The 25943-nt window shown below is 72.8% G+C and carries 20 protein-coding genes; 14 read left to right on the top strand and 6 right to left on the bottom strand.

Annotated elements, in window-relative coordinates:
- Positions 1–20 precede the first annotated feature (20 nt).
- A complete protein-coding gene (locus ACGFNV_RS06690; RefSeq protein WP_393619877.1) occupies positions 21–3017 on the top strand; it encodes an ATP-binding protein in 2997 nt (998 codons plus the stop codon).
- 40 nt (positions 3018–3057) lie between these two features.
- Here the strand turns inward: ACGFNV_RS06690 and ACGFNV_RS06685 are convergent, their stop codons facing one another.
- Positions 3058–4863 carry a M4 family metallopeptidase gene (locus tag ACGFNV_RS06685; RefSeq protein ID WP_393619875.1) on the bottom strand — a complete coding sequence of 602 codons (1806 nt, stop codon included), beginning with the start codon at positions 4861–4863 and terminating at the stop codon, positions 3058–3060.
- A gap of 332 nt (positions 4864–5195) precedes the next feature.
- Here ACGFNV_RS06685 and ACGFNV_RS06680 point away from each other — a divergent pair, with 332 nt between their 5' ends.
- The 5 genes from ACGFNV_RS06680 (at position 5196) to ACGFNV_RS06660 (ending at position 11933) form a co-directional block, all read left to right on the top strand.
- Positions 5196–6395: a serine hydrolase domain-containing protein gene (locus ACGFNV_RS06680; protein WP_393619873.1), complete on the top strand. Its 1200-nt coding sequence runs from the start codon at positions 5196–5198 to the stop codon at positions 6393–6395.
- A gap of 175 nt (positions 6396–6570) precedes the next feature.
- On the top strand, positions 6571–7815 hold the full coding sequence (locus ACGFNV_RS06675; RefSeq protein ID WP_393619871.1) for a tetratricopeptide repeat protein: 1245 nt from the start codon (positions 6571–6573) through the stop codon (positions 7813–7815).
- Positions 7812–8849 carry a polyprenyl synthetase family protein gene (locus ACGFNV_RS06670; RefSeq protein WP_393619869.1) on the top strand — a complete coding sequence of 346 codons (1038 nt, stop codon included), beginning with the start codon at positions 7812–7814 and terminating at the stop codon, positions 8847–8849. The genes ACGFNV_RS06675 and ACGFNV_RS06670 overlap by 4 nt, the downstream gene beginning before the upstream one ends.
- 122 nt (positions 8850–8971) lie before the next feature.
- Complete coding sequence (locus ACGFNV_RS06665) at positions 8972–9934, top strand: threonine/serine dehydratase (RefSeq protein WP_393619868.1); 963 nt, start codon at positions 8972–8974, stop codon at positions 9932–9934.
- Positions 9935–10259: 325 nt separating this feature from the next.
- On the top strand, positions 10260–11933 hold the full coding sequence (locus ACGFNV_RS06660) for a serine/threonine protein kinase (protein WP_393619866.1): 1674 nt from the start codon (positions 10260–10262) through the stop codon (positions 11931–11933).
- A 73-nt stretch (positions 11934–12006) separates the two neighbouring features.
- On the opposite strand, the gene ACGFNV_RS06655 is transcribed toward ACGFNV_RS06660, so the two are convergent.
- The gene (locus tag ACGFNV_RS06655; RefSeq protein WP_393619864.1) at positions 12007–13452 is read right to left on the bottom strand and encodes a serine hydrolase domain-containing protein; all 1446 of its coding nucleotides are present in this window, start codon (positions 13450–13452) and stop codon (positions 12007–12009) included.
- 87 nt (positions 13453–13539) lie between these two features.
- On the opposite strand from ACGFNV_RS06655, the gene ACGFNV_RS06650 reads away from it, so the two are divergent.
- Positions 13540–14511, top strand: coding sequence for an LLM class F420-dependent oxidoreductase (locus tag ACGFNV_RS06650; protein ID WP_393619863.1), 972 nt, complete (start codon positions 13540–13542; stop codon positions 14509–14511).
- Positions 14512–14575: 64 nt separating this feature from the next.
- Here ACGFNV_RS06650 and ACGFNV_RS06645 read toward each other — a convergent pair whose 3' ends face one another.
- Both ACGFNV_RS06645 and ACGFNV_RS06640 read right to left on the bottom strand, forming a co-directional pair.
- Positions 14576–15073 (bottom strand): DUF6328 family protein, encoded by a 498-nt coding sequence (locus ACGFNV_RS06645; protein ID WP_393619861.1) that lies wholly within the window; start codon positions 15071–15073, stop codon positions 14576–14578.
- A gap of 92 nt (positions 15074–15165) precedes the next feature.
- Positions 15166–16149, bottom strand: coding sequence for an aldo/keto reductase (locus ACGFNV_RS06640; RefSeq protein ID WP_393619859.1), 984 nt, complete (start codon positions 16147–16149; stop codon positions 15166–15168).
- Positions 16150–16284: 135 nt separating this feature from the next.
- Here ACGFNV_RS06640 and ACGFNV_RS06635 point away from each other — a divergent pair, with 135 nt between their 5' ends.
- Both ACGFNV_RS06635 and ACGFNV_RS06630 read left to right on the top strand, forming a co-directional pair.
- Complete coding sequence (locus ACGFNV_RS06635) at positions 16285–18006, top strand: cholesterol oxidase substrate-binding domain-containing protein (protein ID WP_393619857.1); 1722 nt, start codon at positions 16285–16287, stop codon at positions 18004–18006.
- Positions 18007–18176: 170 nt separating this feature from the next.
- Positions 18177–18629 carry an SRPBCC family protein gene (locus tag ACGFNV_RS06630; RefSeq protein WP_393619855.1) on the top strand — a complete coding sequence of 151 codons (453 nt, stop codon included), beginning with the start codon at positions 18177–18179 and terminating at the stop codon, positions 18627–18629.
- A gap of 16 nt (positions 18630–18645) precedes the next feature.
- On the opposite strand, the gene ACGFNV_RS06625 is transcribed toward ACGFNV_RS06630, so the two are convergent.
- Positions 18646–19365: a ribonuclease H gene (locus tag ACGFNV_RS06625; RefSeq protein WP_393619853.1), complete on the bottom strand. Its 720-nt coding sequence runs from the start codon at positions 19363–19365 to the stop codon at positions 18646–18648.
- Between the two features lie 31 nt (positions 19366–19396).
- The gene (locus ACGFNV_RS06620) at positions 19397–20194 is read right to left on the bottom strand and encodes a VOC family protein (RefSeq protein ID WP_393620063.1); all 798 of its coding nucleotides are present in this window, start codon (positions 20192–20194) and stop codon (positions 19397–19399) included.
- A 158-nt stretch (positions 20195–20352) separates the two neighbouring features.
- Between ACGFNV_RS06620 and ACGFNV_RS06615 the strand changes: the two genes are divergently transcribed.
- The 5 genes from ACGFNV_RS06615 (at position 20353) to ACGFNV_RS06595 (ending at position 25942) form a co-directional block, all read left to right on the top strand.
- A complete protein-coding gene (locus ACGFNV_RS06615) occupies positions 20353–21360 on the top strand; it encodes a zinc-binding alcohol dehydrogenase family protein (RefSeq protein ID WP_393620062.1) in 1008 nt (335 codons plus the stop codon).
- 180 nt (positions 21361–21540) lie between these two features.
- Complete coding sequence (locus ACGFNV_RS06610) at positions 21541–22983, top strand: family 2B encapsulin nanocompartment shell protein (protein WP_393619851.1); 1443 nt, start codon at positions 21541–21543, stop codon at positions 22981–22983.
- A complete protein-coding gene (locus ACGFNV_RS06605; RefSeq protein ID WP_393619849.1) occupies positions 22980–24041 on the top strand; it encodes a family 2 encapsulin nanocompartment cargo protein terpene cyclase in 1062 nt (353 codons plus the stop codon). Before ACGFNV_RS06610 ends, ACGFNV_RS06605 begins: the two co-directional genes overlap by 4 nt.
- Before the next feature lie 51 nt (positions 24042–24092).
- A complete protein-coding gene (locus ACGFNV_RS06600) occupies positions 24093–24971 on the top strand; it encodes a geranyl diphosphate 2-C-methyltransferase (RefSeq protein WP_393619847.1) in 879 nt (292 codons plus the stop codon).
- A 71-nt stretch (positions 24972–25042) separates the two neighbouring features.
- Positions 25043–25942 carry an aminoglycoside phosphotransferase family protein gene (locus ACGFNV_RS06595; protein ID WP_393619846.1) on the top strand — a complete coding sequence of 300 codons (900 nt, stop codon included), beginning with the start codon at positions 25043–25045 and terminating at the stop codon, positions 25940–25942.
- The last annotated feature ends 1 nt before the right edge of the window (position 25943 follow it).

Below are 25943 nucleotides of genomic sequence, written 5' to 3'. Positions count from 1 at the left end.
ACCCGTGCCAGGATGGAGCCGTGCCGCAGACCGTTTTCACCCCGCCGTTGATCGGCCGGGACGAGGAACTCGCCCGACTCGCCGGTGTCCTGGAACGCGCCCGGGGCGGGGAGGCCCGTGCGGTGCTGCTCGCCGGGGACGCCGGTGTCGGCAAGACGCGGGTGCTGGTCGAGGCCGCCGCGCGGGCCGCCGAGGCCGGGACGACCGTGCTCACCGGTCACTGCGTCGACCTCGGTGACGTCGGTCTGCCGTATCTGCCGTTCACCGAGATCCTCGGGGCGCTCGCGGGCGACGAGCGGTTCGCCGACGTCCTCGCCGCGCATCCCGTGGTCGACCGGCTGCTGGGTACCGGGAGCGACACCGTGCGGGACGACGGGGGTCCCCCCACCCGCTCCAGCACGGGAGGAGGGCGACTGCGGCTGTTCGAGGGCGTGGCCGGGCTGCTGGCCGACCTGGCGCGGATCGCCCCGCTGCTGCTCGTCGTGGAGGACCTGCACTGGGCCGACCAGTCCTCGCGGGACCTGCTGCGGTTCCTGCTCAGCCGTGGCGTCCTCGGGCGCCCCGCGGGCGGTGCGCCCGGCCACCGGCTCGCGGTCCTCGCGTCGTACCGCGCGGACGACCTGCACCGCCGTCACCCGCTGCGCCCGCTGCTGGCGGAACTGGTGCGGCTGCCGGGTGTGGAGCGGCTGGAGCTGCGGCCCATGGCGGACGGGGAGGTGGCCCGGCTGGTGCGTTCCCTGGAGGACCGTCCGCTGCCCGACGCCACGGTGCGCGGGATCGTGGAGCGGGCCGAGGGCAACGCCTTCTACGCCGAGGAGTTGCTCGCCGCGACGGACACGCAGGCCGGGGGCGTGCCCAGCGGGCTGGCCGACGTCCTCCTCATCCGTGTCGAGCAGCTGTCCGACACGGCCCAGCAGGTGCTGCGCACGGCCGCCGTCGCCGGACGCCGGGTGGAGCACGCGTTGCTGCGGGACGCGGTGCGCCTGTCCGAGGACGAGCTGGAGTCGGCGCTGCGCGAGGCCGTGGGACGCCAGCTGCTGGTCGCCGGCGAGGGTGACACGTACACGTTCCGGCACGCGCTCGCCCGTGAGGCCGTGTACGCGGATCTGCTCCCGGGTGAACGGGCCCGGCTGCACGGCGCGTTCGCGCGGCTGCTCGCAGGGAACGGCCGGCCGGAGAACGCGGCCGAGCGCGCCCACCACCACCGCGAGAGCCATGAGCTCGCCGAGGCGCTCGCCGCCTCGCTGGAGGCCGCCGACCACGCCCAGCGGGTGGGTGCGCCGGCCGAGGAGCTGCGCCATCTGGAGGCGGTCCTCGACCTGTGGGCGGCGGTGGAGCCGGCGGCGCGGCCCTCGGGCGACGGCGTCGACCAGGTCACGCTCACCCTGCGCGCCTCGGCGGCGGCCGCGCACGCCGGGGACACGCACCGCGCGGTCGCCCTCGCCCGCTCCGCGCTGGCCGGGGTCGGCCAGGACGCCGATGCCGAACTCGCCGCCCGGGTGCGCTACACGCTCGCCGGGAACCTGATGAGCGTCGACAGCCTGCCGGCGGCCTTCGCCCACAGCAGCGAGGCGCTGGGGATGATCCCCGCCGAGCCGCCGTCGCCCACCTGGGTGTGGGCCGCGGCCACCCACGTCATGGCGGCACGGCACGTCGGGGAGAACGACACCGCGCTGCGCGTCGCCCGCCAGGCGCTGGGCGTCGCCGAGGAGCTGGGCCTGACGGACGCGCGGGCCGACCTGCTGGTGTCGCTCGCCCTCCTGGAGGGCGACGGCCGGCGGAGCGTGCGGGGCCGCGAGCGGCTCCGGCAGGCCCGGGAGCTGGCCCTGCGGTCGGGCAACGCGCCGGTGGAGATGCGGGCCCTGGTCCACCTCGCCGTCGGCTCCTTCGAGACCGGGGCGCTGGAGGAGTGCGTGCCCTGGGTGACGGAGGGGCTGGACCGCGCCCGCCGCGCGGGGCTGCTGTCGTCGCCGTATCCCCTGGAGATGCGCTACCTGCGGCTGCTGGTGCTGTACACGCTGGGCCGCTGGGACGAGTGCCTGCGTGCGGCGGCGGACGACGCCGAGGTGCTGCCCGCGGCGGGTGGATACACCGTCGGGCCCGCGCTGTTCGTGTCGCTGGCCCGCGGCGACCTGGGTGCCGTGGAGCGGGCCGAGGCCCTGCTGAAGGGCCCGTTCGACTGGATGGCCGTGCTCGTCTCGGGCATCGTCCTGACCGACGCGGCCGCGCTGCGCGGGGATCCGCGGGGGGCGGTGACGCGGATGCGGTCCGCCGTCGACGCCCTCACGGACGACGCGGGCAGTCGCCCCGACGTCACGGTCCGGCTGGCCGCGCTCGCGCTGGCGGCCGTCTCCGACGCGGCCTGCGCCGCGCGCCTGACCGGCGACGCGGCGGCGGCGCGCCACTGGGCGGACACCGCGGCCGAGTTGGCCGAGTTGGCCCGGTCGGCGGCCCGCCGGGGCGGGAGCGGCGCGCGACAGGGGCCGGAGGGGCTCGCCTGGCTGGCCCGCGCGGAGGCCGAGCGGATACGCGCCGTGTCGGGGCCGGACGTGGCGGCCTGGGAGAAGGCGGCCGCCGCGTTCGACTACGGCGACGTGTACGAACGGGCGCGCTGCCGACTGCGGCTCGCCGAGGCCCTGTTGACGGCCGAGCGGCGCGAGGAGGCGGCCGCCGAGGCGGGTGCGGCGCGGGAGACGGCCGTGCGGCTCGGCGCCGCCGAGCTGCTGGAGCGGGTGGACGCGCTGATCCGCCGCGGCCGTCTCACTCAGGTCGCCGCCGAGGGCACCTCCGAGGGCCACGTCCCGCCGCTCACGGCCCGGGAGCAGGACGTGCTGCGGCTGCTCGCCCGGGGCCGCAGCAACCGCCAGATCGGCGAGGAACTGTTCATCAGCGGCAAGACGGCGAGCGTGCACGTCTCCAACATCCTCGGCAAGCTCGGCGCGGCGAGCCGTACGGAGGCGGTGGCTCTCGCCTACCGGCGCGGCCTGATCACACCGGAGCCGACGGCATCCCCGTGACACACCGGGTCCGCCGTCGGCCGTAGGTGCCGGCCTGCCGTCAGTGGCGGGCGGCCGGTGTGTTCGCGGCGGTCACGTTGACGGCCGCCCAGGACTTGTCGACCGTCTTGTACTCGACGCTGGTCGCGCCGTAGAGGTCCTTGGCCGCCTTCAGGGTCGCGACGCGCGCGCCGTGGAAGTCGGTCGAGGAGACCATGTAGCGGGTCAGGGCCCGGTAGTAGATGGCCGTTGCCTTGGCGCGGCCGATGCCCCGCACCGTGGAACGGTCGTAGGTGGGCGAGTTGTAGGTGACCCGGCCGATGGTCTTGCGGCCGCTGCCCTCCGCGAGGAGGTAGTACGCGTGCGAGGAGACCCCGGAGCCGGCGTGGACCTCGGTGTTGTAGACGGCCGGTGACCAGTAGTCGATCGCGCCCTCCAGCCGGTCGAGGGAGGGGCGGTCCAGGCGGCGCAGGAACTTCTGGTCCAGGCCGAGCTTCTCGCCGACGAGGTAGTTCGGCGGGTTCTTCGGGTTGTTGGCGCTGAACTCGACGTTGGAGCCGAAGATGTCCGCGAGGGACTCGTTCAGGGAGCCGGGCTCGCCGTACTGGTTGCCGGCGCTGTCGACGCGCGTGGGCTCCAGGCGGGCCGTCGCGTCGACGACGCCGTGGGTGAGCTCGTGCCCGGTGACGTCGAGGACGACGAGCGGCTTCTTCAGCAGTTCGCCGTCGCCGTCGCCGTAGAGCATGCAGCCGCACTCGGGGTACCAGAACGCGTTGCCCACCTTGTTGCCGAAGTGGACCATGGCGAGGGCGCCCTTGCTGTTGTTCTTGATGCCCTTGCGGTTGAACGTCTTCTTGTAGAAGTCCAGGGTCTGGGTGACGCCGTACTGGGCGTCGACCGCGGCACTGGTGCGGTTGGAGACGGTCCCGTTGCCCCACTTGTTGTTCGTGGAGGTGAACTTCCGGCCCTGCGCGAAGTTCACCAGCTCCTGGCCCTTGGCGTCGCGGGTCTCCGTACCCCAGCGGGTGGGGTCCTTCAGGAGGTAGCTCGTACGGGCCGTGCGGGTGGTGGTCAGCTTGACCGTGCCCGCGAAGAGGGAGGTGCCGGTGCCCGCGGCGGTGGACGGGTAGGCGGCGACGCCCGGGGCGGGGGCGGCGGTGAGGGCGTCGGCGTGCGGGGCGGTGCCGGTGGCCGGGTCGAGGGTCTCGCCGCGCTCGCGCAGGGCGTCGAGCAGCCGGGGCGAGAGGAACTCGTCGCTGTCGGTCGCGTTGCTGCGCACCTTGCCGCTGACGGCGTCCACGACCACCGTCCGGGAGCCGCCGGCGCCACTGGTGTCGGCGTCGGTGACGCGCACCTGGTAGGCGAGGGACGGGGTGCCGCCGCGGGCGTCGACGACGAGTTCGGCGGCGGACGCGCGGCCCTTGGCGACGGATGCGGCCTTCGCCTCGGCCTGCCGGGCCGTCAGCTTCGCCTTGGTGCCGGCGGGGCGGACGGCCCGGTCGGTGGCGCGGGTGACACCGGCGTACGCCAGCCGCTCGGTGAGGTGGACGACGAGGTCGCCGCCGAGGACGGGCATGCCCTGGTGCGTCCGCACGAACCGGACGTGTCGTGCGCCCTCGGGGTCGATCAGCACGTCCTGGGGCGCCAGTTGGTCGCCGTCGGTGACGCCGGTCGCGGAGGCGTGGGCGAAGGCGGCGGCGCGGGCGGCCTCGACGACGGCGGCGGCCTGGGATCCGGCTGCGGTGGCCGTGGCCGTGGTGCGGGCGTCGCCCGCGGACGGCGCCGCGAAGGCCGTGCCCGCGAGGCCCGTGGCGGCCGTCGCCACGGTGACGGCGACCGCGAGGCCGCGTATGTGTGCTCTACGCACGAATGAGGGTTCCTTCGTTCACGGGCGGCAGCGGTCACCGGCAGGGGCGACCAACCGCACAGCGACATGGCGCTGTTGAGCGCCACGGGGGCTGGTCGGGCCCCGGAGTAACCCTTACGGACACGTCATGTTCATGTAAAGCCTGATAAGCCCTGTTGAAGGCACTTCGAGGCGATACGCTGCGAATCCGCACCGCTCAGTGATCAACGGATGACCAACTGTGCGTCGGACATGGAGATGTGATGGAGCGCGAGAAGGTTGCTCACTTCGGATGTGATCGATCTCGCACTGGACCGTCGGGCAGGCCTCGGCGGAGACAGGAGAAGAACCGGATGGCCTCAGCAACGCTGAGCAGAGGTACGGCACTGGCGGCGGCCCTGCTTGCCCTCCTCGCGGTCCCGGCCCACGCGGCGCCGCAGGAACCGCAGCCCGACCTCACCGGCCTGCGCGACTTCCTGCGCACGGCGCAGCAGCAGGGGGCACCCGGCGCGATGGCACGGATCGACGACAACGGCACGGTCAGCAAGCTCACCGTGGGGGTCGCCGACCGCGCCACCGGGCGGGCCCTGAGCACCACCGACCGCTTCCGCATCGGCAGCGTCACCAAGACGTTCACCACCGTCGTCCTGCTGCAACTCGTCGACGAGGGCAAGCTGACCCTCGACACGTCGGTCAACACCTACCTGCCGGGCCTGCTGCCGGACAGCCGCATCACCGTGCGGCACGTACTGAGCCACCGCAGCGGCCTGTACGACTACACCAACGACATGTTCGCGCAGACCGTCCCCGGCTTCGAGGCCGTCCGCACCAAGGTCTTCACCTACCGTCAGCTGGTGGACCGGTCGCTGCAGCACGCCCTGACCAACGCGCCCGGCGCGGCGTACTCCTACTCGAACACCAACTTCGTCGTCGCCGGGATGCTCGTCGAGAAGCTGACCGGGCACTCCGTACAGACCGAGTACCAGAACCGGATCATCAAGCCGCTGAACCTGGCCGACACCTTCTATGTGCACCCCGACACGCACATCCCGGGCCGGTACGCCCGCGGCTACCTCACCCCCGACGAGTCCGGCGGGCCCTTGGTCGACTCCACCGAGCAGACGGTCTCCTGGGCGCAGAGCGCGGGCGCGATCGTCTCCAGCACACAGGACCTCAACACCTTCTTCTCCGCCCTGGTCGGCGGCCGGCTGACCTCGGCGGCGGGGCTGGCGGAGATGGAGCGTTGGACACCGGCGGGCACGGGCCAGGCGTACGGCCTGGGGCTGCGGCGCCGCGACCTGTCGTGCGGGGTGTCCGTGTACGGCCACACCGGCACCGTCCAGGGCTACTACACGTACGCCTTCACGTCGAAGGACGGCCAGCGCAGCCTGACCGCCGTCGCCAACACCTCCAACAACAGCGCCGTGCTGAACACCATGCTGCGCACCCTGGATTCGGCGTTCTGTGGCAAGCCGACGGCTCAGGCACGCGGCGCCGCCGCCCGAGTCGTGGAGCGACACGAGGACGTCGCGCCGGGGATCGTCCGCGACTGAGGCAGGGAGCCGGCCGGGCCGGGGCGCGGTACGAAGCCCCGGCCCGGCCGGCACGGGAACCCGACTCATCCGAACCCTCCAGGCAACCCCCACCCGTACAACCACGTCTCGCTATACACATCGCGTATACACACGTTGCATACGCGTGTCGTGTGGGACGAGACGAAAGGCACGCATGTACGGCAAGGCATTCGCCCCCGAGTACCAGGGCGCCCTCACCGCCCTCTCCGTGAACTCCGACCTGGTCGACGTACTGGCCGCCGGCACCGAGCAGTTGCGGGCCGCCGAGCAGGCCGGGCGCAGCGGGGAGGCGGCCCGCTCCGGGCTCGCGGTCGCCGAGGCGCACCGCCGGCTCGGTCAGGTGGGAGAGGCGGACCAGGCCTGGAAGGCGAGCTACCGTGCGGCCCGGGACGCCGGGGACACGGGGGCGATGGCGTGGGCGCTGTGGAGCGGCGGCACGCTGGCCCGCCAGCGCGGCGCGTTCCCGCTGGCGCGGAGGCTGCTGGGGCTCGCGGCCGAACTCGGTGAGCGGGGCGGCGACATCGTGGTCCGCGGCTACTCACTGGCGGGCCTCGCCGAGACCGGCCGCATCCAGGGCGACTACGAGGCCGTCGGCAGGCTGCACGAGCAACTGCTGGCCGAGGCCCGCAGGCGCGGCGAGGCACGGCACACGGTGTGGGCCCTGGAGGGCATCGCGCAGATGCACCGCAACTCCGGCGCGTACGACACCGCGTACGCGTTGTTCGAGGAGGCGGCGGAGATAGCGGGACGCGCCGACGACCGGCGCGGGCACGCCTGGGCGCTGCGCGGGCTGGCCGACATCGTCTCGGTGCGCGACGGCGACACGGCGCGGGCCCTCGCCCTGCTCTCCGAGGCGGAGGCGACGTGCCGTGCGATGAGCCTGTCCAGCGCCCTGGCCTACAACCACAAGATGCGCGGCAACGTCCTGTACCGGGCCGGGCGTTACGCCGAGGCCCGCGACCTCTACGAGCAGGCCCTCGCGGAGTTCCGCGCGATGCGCGAGCCGCGCGGCGAGGCACTGTCCCGCCTGGGACTGGCGAAGTCCCTGGCCCGCCTGGGCCGCGACCACACCGAGACGGCGACCGAACTCGCCGAACTGGCGGGGATCCTGGAGCGGATCGGCCTCCGACACGCACGGGAGATGGTGGCCCGGGCGCAGGACGAGCTCGGCCTGACGGTCGGGGACGCGGCGGCGGGGAGCGCGGCAGCCGGGGACACGACGGCCGAGGCCGGATGCGCCGGAGACATGGCAGCCGAGAGCGCGGCGCGCGAAGAGACAGAGGCCAAGACCGAGGCGGCCGGAAACGCGGCAGCCCGGACGACAGCGGCCGAACCCGTGGCGGCCGGAAACGTGGCCGTCGGGAACGTGGCGGTCCACAGCGCGGGGGGCGCCCTGTGACAGCGCTCCCCTCCGTCGAGCGGGCCGCGCTGCCGCTTCCCGCGGTGCTCGCCCGCAGCCGTGCCCTGGTGCGGCCCGCGTTGCGTGAGGCCGTGGGGCGGTTGCATCCGTGGGTGGCCGAGATGGCCGGGTACTCGTTCGGGTGGTGCGAGGTCGGTGGTGCGCCGGCCGTCGGGACGGGCGGCAAGGGGGTGCGGCAGGCCCTGGCGGTGCTCGGGGCGGAGGCGGCCGGGGCACCCGGGCGGGCCGGGGTCGCCGCGGCGGTCGCGGTGGAGCTGGTGCACACCTTCTCGTTGCTCCACGACGACATCATGGACGGCGATCCGACCCGGCGCCGTCGCCCCACGGTGTGGAAGGCGTACGGCACGGGGCCGGCCGTGCTGGCGGGCGACGCCCTGTTCGCGCTGGCCGTCGAGACGCTCGCCGCGCATCCGTCGGGCGCCGGTGCCGTACGCCTGCTGTCCGGCGCGCTCGGCGACCTGGTGCGCGGGCAGGCCGACGACCTGTTGTTCGCCACGCGCCCCTGGACCGGTCCCGGGCGGGTGCGACCGGACGCCTACCGGGCGATGGCCGAGGCCAAGACCGGCTCGCTGCTGGGCTGCGCCGCCGCGCTGGGTGCCGCGCTCGGCGGTGCGCCCCCGGCCACGGTCGACGCCCTGGACCGGGCCGGGCGGCACCTGGGGGTCGCCTTCCAGGTGGCCGACGACGTGCTCGGGATCTGGGGCGACCCGGCGGTCACCGGCAAGCCCGTCCACGCCGATCTGCGGGAACGCAAGAAGACGTTCCCCGTGCTGGCCGCCCTGGACTCCCCCGGCCCGTCGGCCCGGCGCCTGGCGACGCTGTTGGAGTCCGGCGGGGACCCGGGCGAGGCGGCCGTGCTGGTCGAGGAGGCCGGCGGGCGGGCGGCCGCGCTGGCGGAGGCGCACCGGCATCTGGCCGCCGTGGAGTCGGCCCTCGCCGCCGTACCGCTGGAGGCGGCGGCCGTCGAGGAGTTGCGGTCCCTGCTGGACTTCGTCGTACGCCGTGATCTCTGAGCCGCACGGCTTGTCTCTGAGCCGTACGCCATGATCCAGAAAGGAGTTGACCCCGCCGAGCTCCCGGGTCAGGGTGCGAAGCGGCGCGGACCACCACCCACCGCGCCGGAAGGATGGTTGCCTTGATCGGCATCTCGGACATCGAAGCCGCGGCCGAACGGATCGCCGGGCACGTCGTGCGCACCCCGACGGTGCCGAGTCCCGGCCTGTCCGGCCTGCTCGGCGTCCCGGTCACCGCGAAGCTGGAGCTCCTGCAGCGCACCGGCTCCTTCAAGGTCCGCGGGGCGACGGCGAAGCTGCTGTCGCTCAGCGAGGCCGAGCGGGCCGCCGGGGTGGTGGCGGTCAGCGGCGGCAACCACGGGATCGCCCTCGCGGTGATGGCCGCCGAGCTCGACGTCAAGGCGACGGTGGTCATGCCGCGCTCGGCGCCCGCGCGTTCCGTCGCGCTCGCCGAGGAGGCGGGCGCGACGGTGCGGCTGACGGAGGACATGGAGGGGGCGTTCTCCCTCGTACCGCGGCTGCGGGACGAGGGCCTGACACTGGTGCACCCGTTCGACGACCCCGTTGTGATCGCCGGGCAGGGCACCGTCGGGCTGGAGTTCGCCGAGGACGCCGGTGAACCGACCGACGTACTGGTCAGCGTCGGGGGCGGCGGGCTGATCGCCGGCGTGGCGGCGGCCCTGCGCGCGCGGCGCCCCGGGGTGCGGGTCTGGGGCGTGGAGACCGAGGGCGCCGAGGCCATGTCCGCGGCGCTGGCGGGGGGCGGGCCGGTACGGGTGCCGGTGTCGTCCATCTCGTCCACCCTCAGCGCGCCCGCGGTGTCGCAGCTGACCTACGACCATGTCTCGGCACTGGTCGAGGACGTGCTGGTGGTCCCGGACCGGGAGGCCGTGCGGGGCTGTCTGGAGCTCGCCGAACACGGCAAGGTGTGGGCCGAGCCGGCCGCGGGGTGCCTCCTCCCGGGGGCCCGTCGGGTGCTGGAAAGGGTCGGCCCGGGCGCCCGGTTGGGACTGGTGGTGTGCGGGGGCAACACGACGGCCGGGGATGTGACGGCCTGGGTGGAGCGCTTCGACCTGCGCCGGTAAATCGAAAAGGCGGTCGTATCTAATATATCGGCGCCCGGAGTTGGCTTTCCGGGCGCCGACGGCTCGGTTTACCGCGGGTTACCACCAGTTCGACGTACGGATATTCGTACGGCGGCCCCTCGCGGCCGAATTGTCCGGGCGCCGACGTGCGCGGGTACGGCATGGGCGCTTTTCGCCGCGCATACGCTCGCCGCTCCGCTCGCCACCCCACTCGCCGCTCTTGAATGAAAGACAAGAAGAGGCCGGAGTTGCGATTCCTTTGAACGCTCACCGGCGCGCTCGCCGTACCACTGGGAAAGGGCCAGAACCGGGGGTTCGACGAAGGATGACCATGGTCAAGGCGCACGTCTCCACGCACGAGTTGGTCGCCGGCAGGTACCGGCTCCTCGACGTGGTCCACCGGGAGACGAACCGGGTGTGCTGGTACGGCGAGGACGTCGAGACCTCCCGGCCGTGCCTGCTCACCGGCATCGGGCTGCCGCACGACGCGGGCGAGGAGACCACCGGCCGGGTGCTGCGCATGTCCGAGACGATGGCACGCCTGTGCCCCGGCCAGGTCGCCCCGGTGCTCGGTGCCCTGACGGAGTCCGGCACCCTGTGGACCGTCACCGACTGCGTCGACGGCACACCCCTGGGCGAACTCCTGGCCCAGCAGGGCACGCTGGGCCACGTCAGGGCGGCCCGCATCGGCCTCGAACTGCTCGACGTGCTGGACACCGCGCACGGCCAGGGCATCACCCACGGCGAACTCAGCCCGGGGCAGGTGTTCGTGCGGGAGCACGGCCCGATCGTGGTCACCGGCTTCGGACTGGCGGGCGCGACCCTGGCGCCCCGGCTCACCGCGCCGTCGTACGCCTCCCCCGAGCAGGCCCGCGACGAGCGCATCGGCCCCGCGGCCGACCTGTGGGCGCTGGGCGCCATGCTCTACACCATGGTCGAGGGGCGCCCGCCCTTCCGTGACCGCGGCCGGCCCGAGGCCACGCTCAAGGGCGTGGACCGGTTGCCGCTGCGCACGCCGGTGCGGGCCGGCTCCCTCAACCAGGTCGTGCAGGGCCTGCTGCGCAAGAACTCCCGGGAGCGGCTGACCCGCCCGGTGGTCCGGGCGGCCCTCACCCGGGTCCTGACCGAGGAACCGGAGGGGACGGCCGAGGAGGAGTCGGAACCCCTGCTGCGCCGCGCCTACACGGCGGTCGTGCACGCCGGGCCCGGGTGGAGCGGGCGCACCATGGTCGCCGGGACGGCCCTGGCCGTGGTCACCGTCGCGGTCGCCGTCCTCGCCGCCACCGACCAGCTGACCGGCACGGACAACACGTCGTCCGGCGCACAGGGCCGCCCGTCCGCCTCGGCCGACGCCTCCCTGACGCCGTCCGCTGCGCCCACCTCCGGCAGCGCGTCGGCGCAGAGCCCGGACGGGCAGGCGACCCGGCCGTCCGACACGCCGACCGCCACCGCGTCGAAGTCCCCGCCGGCCTCAGCGTCGGCCTCCGCCCCGCCCTCGGTCCCCGAATCCGCGCCCGCCGACGCCGACGGCCTGCCGTCCGGCTTCCACCGCTACGACGCCGCGGAGGGCTTCTCCGTGGCCCTCCCCGACGGCTGGAAGCGGATCAAGACCGAGCGCCAGGGCGATCTGGCCTACCGGGTCACGTACGGCGCGGCGGGTGACGCGCGCACGCTCGCGGTGACCTACAGCGAACGCGTCGGCCCGGATCCGGTCGCCGTCTGGCGCGACGACGTCGAACCCGGGCTGGAGAAGGAGGACGGCTTCCGGCGCATCGGCGACATCCGGGCGACGACCTACCAGGGGTACAAGGCCGCCGACATGGAGTGGCTCAGCGACTACGACGGCAGCCGCATCCGCACCTTCGGCCGCGGCTTCCTCCTCGGCGGCCACCGCGGCTTCTCGCTGCGCTGGACGGCACCGGCCGCCGACTGGGACGGTTCGACGAACCAGCGCGCCCTGGAGACCGCCCTGCGCAGCTTCCGACCGGCGTCGGACTGAGGCGCGCACCAGGGCCGACGCGCGCCAGGTGGTGTCCCCGCCGCGTCGGCCCCCGAGCGAACGACCGCCTGCCTCAGCCCTCCGACCGCGGCGCCCGCTGCGACCGGAGGGGCGCGCCGTGCAGTGGCTGGGTCGCCCAGCGGGCCGTGAACGTGCGGTCGGGGAGCGAGCAGGTCACGAGCAGGTGGTGCGGGGTCTCCAGGAACGCCACGTCGACGGTGAGGGTGTCGGCGTCGGTCCAGCCGCCGCTCACCGCGGTCGCCAGCGGGTCCTCGCCGACGCTCCAGCCGCCGTGGCCGAGCGACACCTCCAGCCGCTGCCCGTCCTCGGTGAGTGCGACCGTCCAGCCGTCCGCGCCGGACGCCAGGGCGACCGAGGTCAGACCCGGTTGGGCGGCGCAGACACCGTCGGCCGGGGTGAACTCGGCGGCGGACCACTCCTCGGCCCGCTCCGGCGGTGCGGGCTTGCCGGGGGCGGGCGGCAGCGCGAGCCGGGTCAGGCGCTCCCGCAGGGCCGCGTCCGCGTCCTGCCCGTCGGGCAGCGGTCCGTCGGCGAAGGCGGGCAGCAGGTGCTCCCAGACCAGGTCCAGCAGCGCCTGCATGTTCTCGGTCGCCGCGGTGGTCGCGATCACGGCCTCCTGCTCGGGCAGGACCAGGCAGAATTGGCCGTACGCGCCGTCGCCGCGGTAGCCGTGCCGGGACTGCCAGAACTGGAAGCCGTAGCCCTGGTCCCAGTCCCGCCGGTCCTCCTCGGCGACTCCGACGCCCGTCGGGATGTGAGTGCGCGTCGCCTCGGCCACCCACTCCGGGTCCAGCAGACGCTCGCCCTCCCACACACCACCGTTCAGATAGAGCTGACCGAGCCGGGCGACCACGTCCGTCGTGGCGTGCAGCCCGCTGAAGCCCAGCTCGCGGCCGGTCCGGTCACGCAGCCACGCCACCTCTCCGGCGCCCACCGGGTCCAGCAGCCGCGGTCGCAGGTAGTCCGTGAGCGACTGGCCCGTGACCCGCTGGACGATCGCGCCCAGGGTGTAGGTGGCGGGCTGGTTGTAGGCGAAGACGGTCCCCGGGTCGCGGTCCGGCGGCAGCAGGAGGAACCCTCGGACCAACTCGTCGCGGTCGAGGGCGCGGGCCAGGTCGATGGTCTCCTCGTCGTGTCCGCTGGCCATCGCCGCGACATGCCGGACGAGCATCGCGCGGCTGCGCGGGTCGGTGATGTCGGCCTCGAACTCCGGGAAGTACGAGATCACCGGATCGTCGAGCCGCATCAGCCCCTCGGCGACGGCGAACCCGGCGGCCGTGGAGGTGAAGCTCTTGCTGAGCGAGTAGAGGAGATGCAGGCGCTCGGGGGTGTACGGCGCCCACCAGCCGGAGGCCACGAGACGGCCGTGGCGCAGGATCATCAGGCTGTGGGGTTCGATGTCCGGGGCGGCGTCGAGGGCGTCCAGGAAGGCGAGGACCCTGGTGGCGTCGACGCCCTGGGCGGCGGGCGTGCCGGCAGGCAACGGGCGAACACTCATACGGGCATCCTGCCCCGATGATCGGGTGGTGATCGAGTCGTTTTCCCCATCTCGTTTTCCTCGCCCACGTCCGGGGACTCGCACCCCATGGTGCAAATCGGATACACGATGATGACCGAGCAGGCCGGCCCCCGAGAGCTCGTGGACCACGTGGTCCGGGCGGAGGAGGCGGGCTTCGACTTCTCGGTGACCTCGGACCACTACTTCCCGTGGCTGCGCGCACAGGGGCACTCGCCGTACGCGTGGGCCGTCCTGGGCGCCGCCGCGCAGGCCACGTCGCGGATCCCGCTGATGACGTACGTGACGTGTCCGACGTTCCGCTACCACCCGGCCGTGATCGCCCAGAAGGCGGCCACGCTGCAGTTGCTGTCGGAGGGCCGGTTCCGGCTGGGCCTCGGCTCCGGGGAGAACCTCAACGAGCACGTGGTGGGCGGCGGTTGGCCCGCCGTCGACGTGCGGCACGAGATGCTCGAGGAGGCCGTGGAGATCATCCGCGCGCTCTTCGAGGGCGGTCACGTCAACCACCGCGGCACCCACTTCGACGTGGAGTCGGCCCGGTTGTGGGACCTGCCCGACGAGCCGCCGCAGATCGGCGTCGCCGTCTCGGGCGAGCAGTCCTGCGCCCTCGCGGGCCGACTCGCCGACCTCGTCATCGCCACCGAGCCCAAGGCGGACCTGCTGGAGGCGTTCGACCGGCACGGCGGCACGGGCAAGCCCCGCGTGGGCCAACTGCCCGTCTGCTACGACCCCGACCGCGACGCGGCCGTGAAGCGCGCCCACGAGCAGTTCCGCTGGTTCGGCAACGGCTGGAAGGTCAACTCCGAACTGCCGCACCCGGACGCCTTCGAGTCGGCCACGCAGTTCGTCACCCCGGACGACGTCGCCGCCTCGATCCCCTGCGGCGACGACCCGGACGACTTCGTCGAGGCGGTACGGCCGTACGCCGAGGCCGGGTTCACGGAGGTCGCCCTGGTGCAGATCGGGGGCGAGTCGCAGGAGGCGTACACCGACTGGGCGGCGAAGACCCTGCTGCCCGCGCTGCGCGACGCCCTGAACTGAGGCGTCGTCGCCGTGCGCCGTCCTGTGTGGGGCTCCCTCGACAGGGAGCCCCCGCCTCAATGCCTCACCGCGACGTGTAGCGGCGCCGCGTCCACAGGGGCAGCGCGAACCAGCACAGGACGTACCACAGGACCACCGCGGCGACCAGCCAGGGCACGTAGTCGTCGTGGGTCGCCACCCGCAGGACCAGCAGCAGCGCCGCGGTCATCGTGCAGAGCAGCAGTACCAGGCCGACGAAGGTGAGCCGGGAGGCCCACCGGACCGCCTGGGGTTTCACGAGGCGCCCGGAGACCAGGCGGTGCAGGGAGACGGGGCCTATGAGGGCGCCGGTCGCACAGGCGCCCATGACCACGGTCACGATGTAGATCGCGTGGTCCGTGTCCCCCAGGCTCCGGTAGACCGGCGTGAACACAACGGTGAGCAGGAAGCCGAAGAGGATCTGGACGCCCGTCTGGGCCACCCGGACCTCCTGGATGAGCTCCCCCCACATCCGGTCGGCTCTCTCCTCCTCGGTCTCGTTGCGTCCCCTGCGCCTGTCCTCACCGTCTCCGGTGACCGTCACCGTTCCTCCCGGGATCGAACGTTCTTACGTCCTTCTGTTTCCCGCGAGTACCCCGTGAACGGCGATTCTGTCGGGTCGAGCGCCCGATCGATCTACCAGCGACCCTCCACCTGCTCCTTGATCCGCCGCTCGTAGAGGTCCCGGATCGCGGCCAGCGTGTCGTCGGACAGCTCCGGCAGCCGGGCGGCGTCCGCGTTGGCGCGGGCCTGCTCGGGCGAGCGGGCGCCGGGGATCACGGTGGTCACGCCGGGCTGCTGGACGACCCAGCGCAGGGCCAGCTGGGCCGGGGTGTACCCCTCGGGGGCGAGGGCCGCGAACTCGGCGGCCGCCTCCACACCGGTGGCGTAGTCGACGCCGGAGAAGGTCTCGCCCTGGTCGAAGGACTCACCGTGCCGGTTGTAGGTGCGGTGGTCGTTCTCGGGGAAGACGGTGTCCTTGGTGTACTTGCCCGACAGCAGGCCGGAGGCCAGAGGCACCCTGGCGATGATGCCGACGCCCGCCTCCTGCGCCGCCGGGAGCACCTCCAGGAGGGGCTTCATGCGGAAGGGGTTAAGGATGATCTGCACGCTCGCCACGCCCGGCCGGGCGATCGCGGTGAGCGCCTCCGCGCAGGTCTCGACGCTGACGCCGTACGCGGCGACGCGCTCCTCCTCGACCAGGGTGTCGAGGGCGTCGAACACCTCGTCGCTGGAGTAGACCGGCGTCGGCGGGCAGTGCAGCTGCACCAGGTCGACACGGTCGACGCCGAGGTTGCGCCGGGAGCGGTCGTTCCAGGCGCGGAAGTTGTCCAGGACGTAGTTCTGCGGGATCTGCTCGACGCGGCGGCCCATCTTGGTCGCCACCAGCACATGCAGGTCGGGCCGGCCGCTGAGGAAGGCGGCGATGGTCTGTTCGCTGCGCCCGTCGCCGTAGACGTCGGCGGTGTCGAAGAAGGTCACCCCCGACTCGGCCGCCGTCTCCAGCACCGACAGGGCTTCCTTGTCGTCCACGTCTCCCCAGTCGGCGCCCAGCTGCCAGGTGCCGAGACCGACGACGGATGCGTGCTGACCAGACCTACGGAATTCGCGCTCGTCCATGGCGTCAGTCTGTCACCCGTCGCGCCCCTGCGCGGAGCCGGTCGCTCCGGCGCGCACCTGTGAATTTTTCACCCACACGAGTGACGATGTTCGACAGCTGGGGAGCACGTGTCAGCGGGCGCCTAGCGTGAGCCCGTGACTGATCGTTCAGTGAGCAACTTCCAGCCGGCGGAGCCCTCCTGGACCCGGCGGGGCTTTCTGCGCACCGCCGCCGCCCTCACCGCCGTACCCGTGCTCGTCGCGGCGGATCCGGCCGTCGCGGCCGAGGAGCTGCCGGACTTCCCGACGGACGTCCCCCTCGCGCGCACCGCGTACCGCAACTGGGACGGCGAGATCACCGCGACCGGGCTGTGGGCCTGTGCGCCCGAGGCGCCCGAGCAGGTCGTCGCCGTCGTCAACTGGGCCTGGCGGCACGGCTGGACGGTCCGTCCCAGGGGCGCCTCGCACGGCTGGTCGCCGCTGACGATCCCGCCGGACACCCCGGCGGACGCCCGGGTCCTCCTGGTCGACACCGCCCCGCACCTCACCGGCCTGTCCCTGGAGTCGCCGAGCACCGTGCGCGCCGGGGCCGGGGCCACGCTGGAGGCCCTGCTCACGTACCTGGAGGGACATGGCCTCGGGGTCACCGCGAGTCCCGCACCGGGCGACCTCACCCTGGGCGGCGCCCTGGCGGTCGACGCCCACGGGACGGCCGTACCGGCGCGGGGCGAGAAGCGGTCGGCGGGGCACACGTACGGCTCGCTCAGCAACCTCGTCCTCTCGCTGACGGCCGTGGCGTGGGACGAGGCGAGCGGCGCCTACGCGCTGCGCACGTTCACCCGCGACCAGGCCGACTCCGCCGCACTCCTCGCCCATCTCGGGCGGTCGCTGGTCACCGAGGTGGTCCTGCGGGTGGGGGCGAACGCCAACCTGCGGTGCGTCAGCCGTACGGACATCCCGGCGGCCGAGCTGTTCGCGGCGCCCGGGAGCGACGGGCGGACCCTCGCGAGCTTCCTGGAGTCTGCCGGCCGGGTCGAGGCGATCTGGTTCGCCTTCACCGAGTTCCCGTGGTTCAAGGTGTGGAGCGTCGCCCCGACCAAGCCGTTGACCTCGCGCCGTGTGACGAAGCCGTACAACTACCCCTTCTCCGACAACGTCCCCACGCTTGTGGCGGACCTGGCCGGGCGGATGGTGTCGGACGCGGCCTGGTACCTGGCGCCGGTGCTCGGCAACGCGCAGCTCGACGTGGCGACGGCGGGGCTGGTGGCGACGCGGTCCGCCGACATCTGGGGGCCGTCGAAGAACACACTGCTGTACATCAGGCCGACCACCCTGCGGGTGCACGCGAACGGGTACGCCGTGCTCACCGGCCGGGACCAGGTGCAGCGTGTCGTCAGCGAGTTCACCGACTTCTACCGGGAGCGGCTCGACGCCTACGCCGCACAGGGCAGGTTCCCGGTGAACGGCTCCGTCGAGATCAGGATCACCGGTCTCGACGACCCGGCGGACGCCGAACTCGCGGGCGCCCGCACGCCGTCCCTCTCCGCGCTGCGTCCGGTCGACGGGCACCCGGAGTGGGACACGGCCGTCTGGCTGGACGTGCTGACGCTGCCCGGCACTCCCCACGCCGACGCCTTCTACCGGGAGTTGGAGCGGTTCCTGCTCGACACCTACGACGGCACCCACGCGCTCACCCGCGTCGAGTGGTCCAAGGGGTGGGGATACACGGACGCGGCCGCCTGGATCGACGAGGAGGTCCTGGGGACGGCCGTCCCCGACTCGTTCGGCGCGGCGTGGGGTGAGGCGGCCGCCGTGCTTCGACGGCTCGATCCGCACCGGGTGTTCGACACCTCCCTGCTGGGCCGGCTCTTCGCGTGAGACCGGGCTCGTCAAGCATCCCCACCCAAAGCGATCGTGCCACCACACAGGGCAGCTCCGGCTCGGACAAGATCGGCCCGGTTCCGGGCATCGGTGCGCCGGGGCGGTTTACCCCGCAGGTCAGGGGTACTCGCGGCGACGTACCCGAGAGAGCGAAGGAGGAGACGACCGTGACGAAGGTCGAGGAATCCATCGAGGTCGGCGTGCCCGTGCACACCGCCTACAACCAGTGGACGCAGTTCGAGACGTTCCCGGAGTTCATGAGTGGTGTGGAGCGCGTCGAACAGCGCACCGACACGCTCACGCACTGGGTGACGGACGTGGCCGGACAGCACCGGGAGTTCGATGCGGAGATCACCGAGCAGATCCCGGACGAGAGGGTCGCGTGGACGACGGTCGCCGGTGAGGCACGGCAGGCCGGTGTGGTGACCTTCCACCGCCTCGACGACGCGCACACCAAGGTGATGCTCCAGCTGGACTTCGAGCCGGAGGGCCTGACCGAGACCGTCGGCGACAAGCTGGGGTTCGTGAAGCGGCGGACGAAGGGCGATCTCAAGCGCTTCAAGGAGTTCATCGAGGAGCGCGGCCACGAGACCGGCAACTGGCGCGGCGTGGTCACCTGAGCCACGCCGCCCCCGGTCACCCGACGGCTGCCGTCCGGCACTCCGGGTGGCCCCAGCCCTGGTCGTTCTTGGCGATCTGTTCCCCGGCCGCGTAGGTGCGTCCGCACACGCAGCGGCCGGGGAACTTCGCCTTGATCGTGCGGGACGACGAATCACCGCCGCGCTGTCGGGGTGCCTTGGCCCCGGCGGCGCGGCGGCGCGTCGTGCCGGAGGTCCCGGAGGAAGGGGCGGCGGACGAGGGCGGCGGCTCGGGAGAGCCGAGGGCGCTGCCCGCGGCCTGCTGGGCGGTCGCGGCCTGGCTGGCGGCGCGGTCGGCGAAGTCGTTGAGCGGGTCGCCGTCGACCTGGTGGGCGGGCACGTAGCGGAAGTCGACCTCGCGTCCGCCGAGCAGTTCGTCGATGCGAACGACGAGCTCCTGGTTGGCGACCGGCTTGCCCGCGGACGTCTTCCAGCCGTTGCGCTTCCAGCCGGGCAGCCAGGTGGTGACCGCCTTCATCGCGTACTGCGAGTCCATCCGGACCTCGAGCGGCACGCCCGGGTCCGTCGCCGTCAACAGGCGCTCCAGCGCCGTCAGTTCGGCGACGTTGTTGGTGGCCTTGCCGAGCGGCCCCGCCTCCCAGCGGGCCGGGGCCTCGGTGTCGTCCGACACCACCCACGCCCAGCCCGCCGGTCCGGGATTTCCCTTCGAAGCCCCGTCGCACGCGGCCACCACACGTTCACGCATGCGCACGATCATGCCATGCCGATCGGCGGCGTTCCGCCGTCGCTCAGGAGACGTCCGTGGTCTGCGGCATCTCGCCCTCGGTCGTGGTGACGTCGATCACCGAGAAGTTGGCGCCCTGCGGGTCGGTGAGGGCGGCGAACCGGCCGTACGGGGTGCCCATCGGCCCGAACCGGAGCGTGCCGCCGAGCTTGGTGGCCTTGGCGACGGCGTCGTCGCAGTCGGGGACGGTGAAGTAGACGTTGATGTAGGGCGGCACCTCGGGCGGGAAGTCCTCGGTCATCTTCATCCGGCCGAAGGCCATGGCGTCGCCGACCTGGAACATGCGGAAGTCCATCGCGTCGTCCTGCATCTGCTTCACCCGGTAGGTGAAGACGGCCGGGAAGAACGCGTCCACCTTCTCGGGCTCGCGGGTGAAGACCTCGGCCCAGGCGTAGGCACCGGGTACGCCCATCGCCTCGAACCCCTCGTGCCGGCCCGCCTGCCACACCCCGAACACCGCGCCGCTGGGCTCGCGGGCCAGGACCATCGTGCCGAAGTCACCGACCTGCATCGGCCCCATCAGCACCTCGCCGCCGTTGTCACGGATCCTGCCGGCGGTGGCCTCCGCGTCGTCGGAGGCGAAGTAGAGGCACCACTGCGACGTGCCCTCCTGCCCCGGCATCGGCGGTACGACGGCGGCGACCGCCTTGCCGTCCGCGTAGGCCTGGGTGTAGTTGCCGTACTCCGACGACGCCTCGCCGAAGGTCCAGCCGAGGACGTCGCCGTAGAAGCTCTTGGCTCCCTCGACGTCACTGAACATCGCGTCGGCCCAACAAGGGGCTCCTTGAGGTGGTGCGGCCATGGTGCGGCCCTCTTCCCGGTCGATGGGGTGCCCGGAACGGCTTGTCCGAATCTTCACGCTAGCCACCTGTTGGTCGGTCCGCGCGCCGAATGCCCGCTTCCGCACGAGACTGGAGGTCTGCGGCGGACGCAGGGGGCGGTGGCATGGCGGACGGGACGATGGACGCGTGGTCGGTGGTGGCGCCGGGACCGGTCGAGGGCGGCTCACTGCGGCTGGTCGAGAAGCCGGTGCCCGTGCCCGGCGCCGACGAGCTGCTGGTGCGGGTCCGCGCGTGCGGGGTGTGCCGCACCGACCTGCACGTCGCCGAGGGGGACCTGCCGGTGCGCCGGCCGGGCGTGACGCCGGGGCACGAGGTGGTGGGTGTGGTGGCGGCCGCCGGGGCGGCGGTGAGCGCCTTCGCGGTCGGCGACCGGGTGGGCGTGGCCTGGCTGCGCCGTACGGACGGGACCTGCGCGTACTGCGCGCGCGGGGCGGAGAACCTGTGCCCCGACTCGCGGTACACCGGCTGGGACGCCGACGGTGGTTACGCCGCGTACACGACCGTGCCGGCCGCGTTCGCCCACCCGCTGCCCGGCGGTCTCGACGACGTGGCGCTCGCGCCGCTGCTGTGCGCGGGCATCATCGGCTACCGCGCGCTGCGCCGCGCCGCCCTGCCGCCGGGCGGACGGCTCGGCCTGTACGGCTTCGGCGGCAGCGCCCACCTGTGCGCGCAGGTCGCCCTGGCCGAGGGCGCCACGGTGCACGTCCTGACGCGCGGGGCCGCTGCGCGACGGCTGGCGCTGGACCTGGGGGCCGCCTCGGCGCGCGACGCGTCCGACCCGCCGCCCGAGCCGCTGGACAGCGCGATCCTGTTCGCCCCCGTCGGTGACCTGGTGCCGGTGGCGCTGCGGGCCCTGGACCGGGGCGGGGTGCTGGCGATCGCGGGCATCCACCTGAGCGACGTACCGCCGCTGCGCTACGAGAGCGAGCTGTTCTACGAGAAGGAGCTGCGCAGCGTCACCTCCAACACCCGCGAGGACGCGCGGGAGTTCCTGGCGCTGGCCGCCCGGCACGGCGTACGCGCGACGACGCACACCTATCGGCTGTCGCGGGCCGCCGAGGCCCTGGGCGATCTGAAGGCGGGACGTTTCGACGGAGCCGCCGTACTGGTGAACGACCTTTTCTGAGCGCCGCCCTCCGGCGTGCGGCGGCGCGGCCGACGCTCCCCCCGCCTCATCAGCAAGGTTTGCACCTCCAGGGACCGAAGCCGCCCCTTTCACGCCGTACCCCGCCGCCACGGCCGCTGTTTGCCTGGAACCACGCGTATGACCGCGTCGCTCACCTCTGTACTTCTCCCGGGAGGGAATGTGTCCACTCCGGACAGCGCCACCGGTCCCGCCACTGACGAACCCGTCCCCGAACCCTCTGCCGACGGGCAGCTCACCAGTCTCAGCACGCTGGCCGCGCGCCGGCTCGCCACGACCACCAAGTCCGAACCCCAGATGCAGGCCATCAGCTCGCGTTGGCTGCTGCGGATGCTGCCGTGGGTGGACGTCAGGGGCGGCGCCTACCGGGTCAACCGACGTCTCCAGCTCCGGGTGGGCCGGGGCCGGGTGCAGTTCGAGCACAACGGCGCCGACGACATCAGGGTCATCCCGGAATCACTGACCGAGCTGCCGGCGCTGCGCGGCTACCCCGACGGCGACGTCCTGAGGGAGGTCTCCACCCGGTTCCGGGTGCGCGAGATCCGGGCCGGCCAGCTCCTGTTCGAGGCCGGGCAGCCGGTCACCGAGGCGTACCTGGTCGTGCACGGCCGCTTCACCCGCTTCGTCACCGGCAAGTACGGCGAGGAGGAGGTCCTCGGGATCGTCACCGACGGTGCCGGTCTGGGCGACGAGGCCATCGGCCGCGCGGATCCCCTGTGGCTCAGCTCCGTGCGGGCGGAGACGTCGGGCGTGGTGCTGGCGCTGTCGTGGGACACCCTCATGGAGTTCACCGGGCGCGCCCCGTCCCTCGCGGCGCACCTGGAGGCGTACGCGCAGCGGCAGAGCAGGCCGATGAACCGCAAGGGCGAGGCCGATGTCCCCGTGCAGGCCGGTCACGTGGGCGAGCCGACGCTCTCCGGCGGCTTCGTGGACTACGAACTCGCCCCGCGCGAGTACGAGTTGTCGCTCACGCAGACCGTGCTGCGGGTCCACACCCGGGTCGCCGACCTCTACAACGACCCGATGAACCAGACCGAGCAGCAGCTCCGGCTGACCATCGAGGAGATCCGCGAACGCCAGGAGTGGGAGCTGGTCAACAACCGGGAGTTCGGGCTGCTGCACAACGCCGACTACGGACAGCGCGTCAGCACGTTCACCGGTCCGCCGACCCCGGACGACATGGACGAGCTGCTGTCGATGCGCCGCAAGACCAAGCTGTTCCTGGCGCATCCCAAGGCGATCGCGGCCTTCTTCCGGCAGTGCAACCGGCGCGGTCTGGTGCCGGGCACCGCGACCGTCGAGGGGCACGAGATCCCGGCCTGGCGGGGGGTGCCGATCTTCCCCTGCAACAAGATCCCGGTCAGTGACCAGCACACCAGCAGCATCATCGCGCTGCGCACCGGGGAGGGCGACCAGGGGGCCGTCGGCCTGTACCAGACGGGCATCCCCGAGGAGTACCAGCCCGGTCTCAACGTGCGGTTCATGGGCATCGACGGCAACGCGATCATCCGCTACCTGGTCACCGCCTACTACTCGCTGGCGATCCTCGTCCCCGACGCGGTCGGGATCCTGGAGAACGTGCAGATCGGTCGGACGGCCGAGTGAGCGCGGCCCTCACCTCCGGCGCCGCCTCGCTGCCGCTGCCCGGGCCGCCGAACCTCGCCCGCGCGGTGCGGGCCCGGCAGGCAGGGGCGGTCCCGGGGCTGCGGTACCGGCAGGTCGCGCCGGCCGACCCCGCCAAGGCGGCGGAGATCGACCGCCGCCTCGAGGCCTGGGCCCGCCGGCACGAGTTGTTCCCCAGGGCGTGGAAGGGCGACTTCGCCGGGTTCCAGTTCGGCCGGGCGGTGGTCCTCCAGCATCCGGCGGCGGCCGACCTGGAACGCCTCACGGTGGCCGGCCAGTTGCTGCTCGCCGAGAACATCGTCGACAACTGCTACTGCGAGGAGGACGAGGGCCGGGGCGGAGCCCACCGCGGCCTCGGCGGCCGGCTGATCACGGCCCAGTCGGCGCTCGACCCCTTCCACGGCCCGCCCGCGCTCCAGGAGGAATGGGCGCGCGGCGTCCAGGCCGACGGGCCGCTGCGCTCGTACCACTGGGCGGTCAAGGACTACGCCGTCGTCGCCACCCCCAGCCAGGTCGACCGGTTCGTGCACGACATCGCCCGGCTGCACCTGGGCTACGTCGCCGAGGCGGCGTGGGCGGAGACGCGGTACACGCCCCGGGTGTGGGAGTACCTGGTGATGCGGCAGTTCAACAACTTCCGTCCGTGTCTGTCGATCGTCGACGCCGTGGACGGCTACGAACTGCCCGAGGCGGTCTACGCCCGTCCGGAGATCCAGCGGATCACCGCGCTCGCCGGGAACGCCACCACGATCGTCAACGACCTGTACTCCTTCACCAAGGAGCTGGCGAACGACCCCACGCACCTCAATCTGCCGCAGGTCGTGGCCGCGAACGAGCGGTGCGGGCTGAAGGCCGCCTATCTGAGGTCCGTCGAGATCCACAACGAGATCATGGCGGCGTTCGAGGAGGAGTCCGCCCTCCTGTCCGCCACCTCGCCGCTCGTCGAGCGCTACGCCCGGGGTCTGTCGGACTGGGTGGCCGGCAACCACGAGTGGCACGCCACCAACACGCACCGCTACCACCTGCCCGACTACTGGTGAGCGAGCGAGCGCTTGACAGACCGTCATCAGCACCAGAACGAGGAGTCACCGTTGACCACAGCCCCCACCTCAGGCGCCCCGACCACCACCGTGCCGACCCAGTCGACGTACCAGAACCGCGTCGCGGACTACTGGAACGCCGAGGAGAACCCGGTCAACCTCGAACTCGGAAAGATCGACGACCTGTACCACCACCACTACGGCGTGGGCGAGGCCGACTGGTCGGTGCTCGACGAACCCGACCCCGAACTGCGCCGGGAGCGGACCACCGCCGAGCTGCACCGGCTGGAGCACGCCCAGGCCGAGCTCCTCGCCGGCATGCTCGGCCCGCTCACGCCCGCGGACCGCGTCTTCGACGCCGGCTGCGGACGCGGCGGCGGCAGCGTGGTGGCCCATCTGCGCTACGGCTGTCACGCCGACGGAGTGACGATCTCGGCGAAGCAGGCGGAGTTCGCCAATGAACAGGCCCGCAAGCGGGACATCGACGACAAGGTCCGCTACCACCACCGCAACATGCTCGACACCGGCCTGCCGAGCGGCGCGTACACGGCGTCCTGGAACAACGAGTCGTCCATGTACGTCGAGCTGGACCTGCTGTTCGCCGAGCACGCCCGGCTGCTGCGCCGCGGCGGGCGGTACGTGGTGATCACCGGCTGCTACAACGACACCTACGGGCAGGCCTCGCGCGAGGTGTCCCTGATCAACGCCCACTACATCTGCGACATCCATCCGCGGTCGGCGTACTTCCGCGCGCTGGCCCGCAACCGGCTGGTGCCGGTGCACGTGCAGGACCTGACCGCGGCGGCGATCCCCTACTGGGAGCTGCGCAAGGAGGCCGAGCACCTGGTCACGGGCATCGAGGAAACGTTCCTCACCGCCTACCGCAACGGCAGTTTCCAGTACCTGCTGATCGCGGCCGACCGGGTCTGAGCCACTGACGGGGCGTGTAATCCGGTCGACAACTCGGCGCTACGGACGGTGTCATGGGCCTGGTGTGCGCCATGAACGCGAAGATGCGACCCGACGAGATCGACCTCGACGCCCCGCTGGTCGCCGGGCTGATCGCCGAGCAGTTCCCGCGGTGGGCGTCGCTGCCCGTGCGGCGGCTGAAGTCCTCCGGCACGGAGAACGCGATGTTCCGGCTCGGCACGGACCATGTCGTGCGGCTCCCCCGGTACCCGGGTGCCGTGGAGAGCGTGGAGCACGAGCAGCGCTGGCTGCCCCGGCTGGGACCGCGGCTGCCCGTCGCGGCACCCGAGCCGGTGGGGCGGGGCGGTCCCGGTGCGGGGTTCCCGTGGCCCTGGTCGGTGTACCGCTGGCTCGACGGGCACAATCCCGTCGCGGGCGCCGTCGAGGAGCCCACGGAGCTCGCCGAGGACCTCGCGGCGTACATCACCACCCTGCGCGGGATCGATCCGCGGGACGGGCCGCCCAACCACCGGGGTGTCCCCCTCGCCTCCCGGGACGAGTTCACCCGTTCGGCGATCGCCCAGCTGGAGGGCAGGCTCGACACGGCCGCGGTGACGGCCCTGTGGGAGGAGGCCCTGCGCGTCCCGCCCCGCACCGCGCCGCCCGTGTGGGCGCACGGTGATCTGTCGCCCGGGAACGTACTGGTCAGGGACGGGCGGCTGGCAGCGGTGATCGACTTCGGCAATGTGGGCGTGGGCGACCCTGCCGTCGATCTGATCGTCGCCTGGAACCTGCTCCCGGCGTCGGCCCGCGCCACCTTCCGCAAGGCGGTGGGCGCGGACGACGCCGAATGGGCACGCGGGCGCGGCTGGGCGCTGTCGATCTCCCTCATCCAGCTGCCGTTCTACTGGGACACGAACCCGGTGCTCGCCGAGAACTCACGGCACACGATCGGGGAGATCCTGGCAGAAGCAGAAGGTGAGGAGAGCTAGC

It is taken from the genome of Streptomyces sp. NPDC048751 (assembly GCF_043198595.1).
GTDB lineage: Bacteria > Actinomycetota > Actinomycetes > Streptomycetales > Streptomycetaceae > Streptomyces.
Note: the sequence above shows the minus strand (reverse complement) of the source record. Positions and strands in the feature narration are given on the sequence as shown.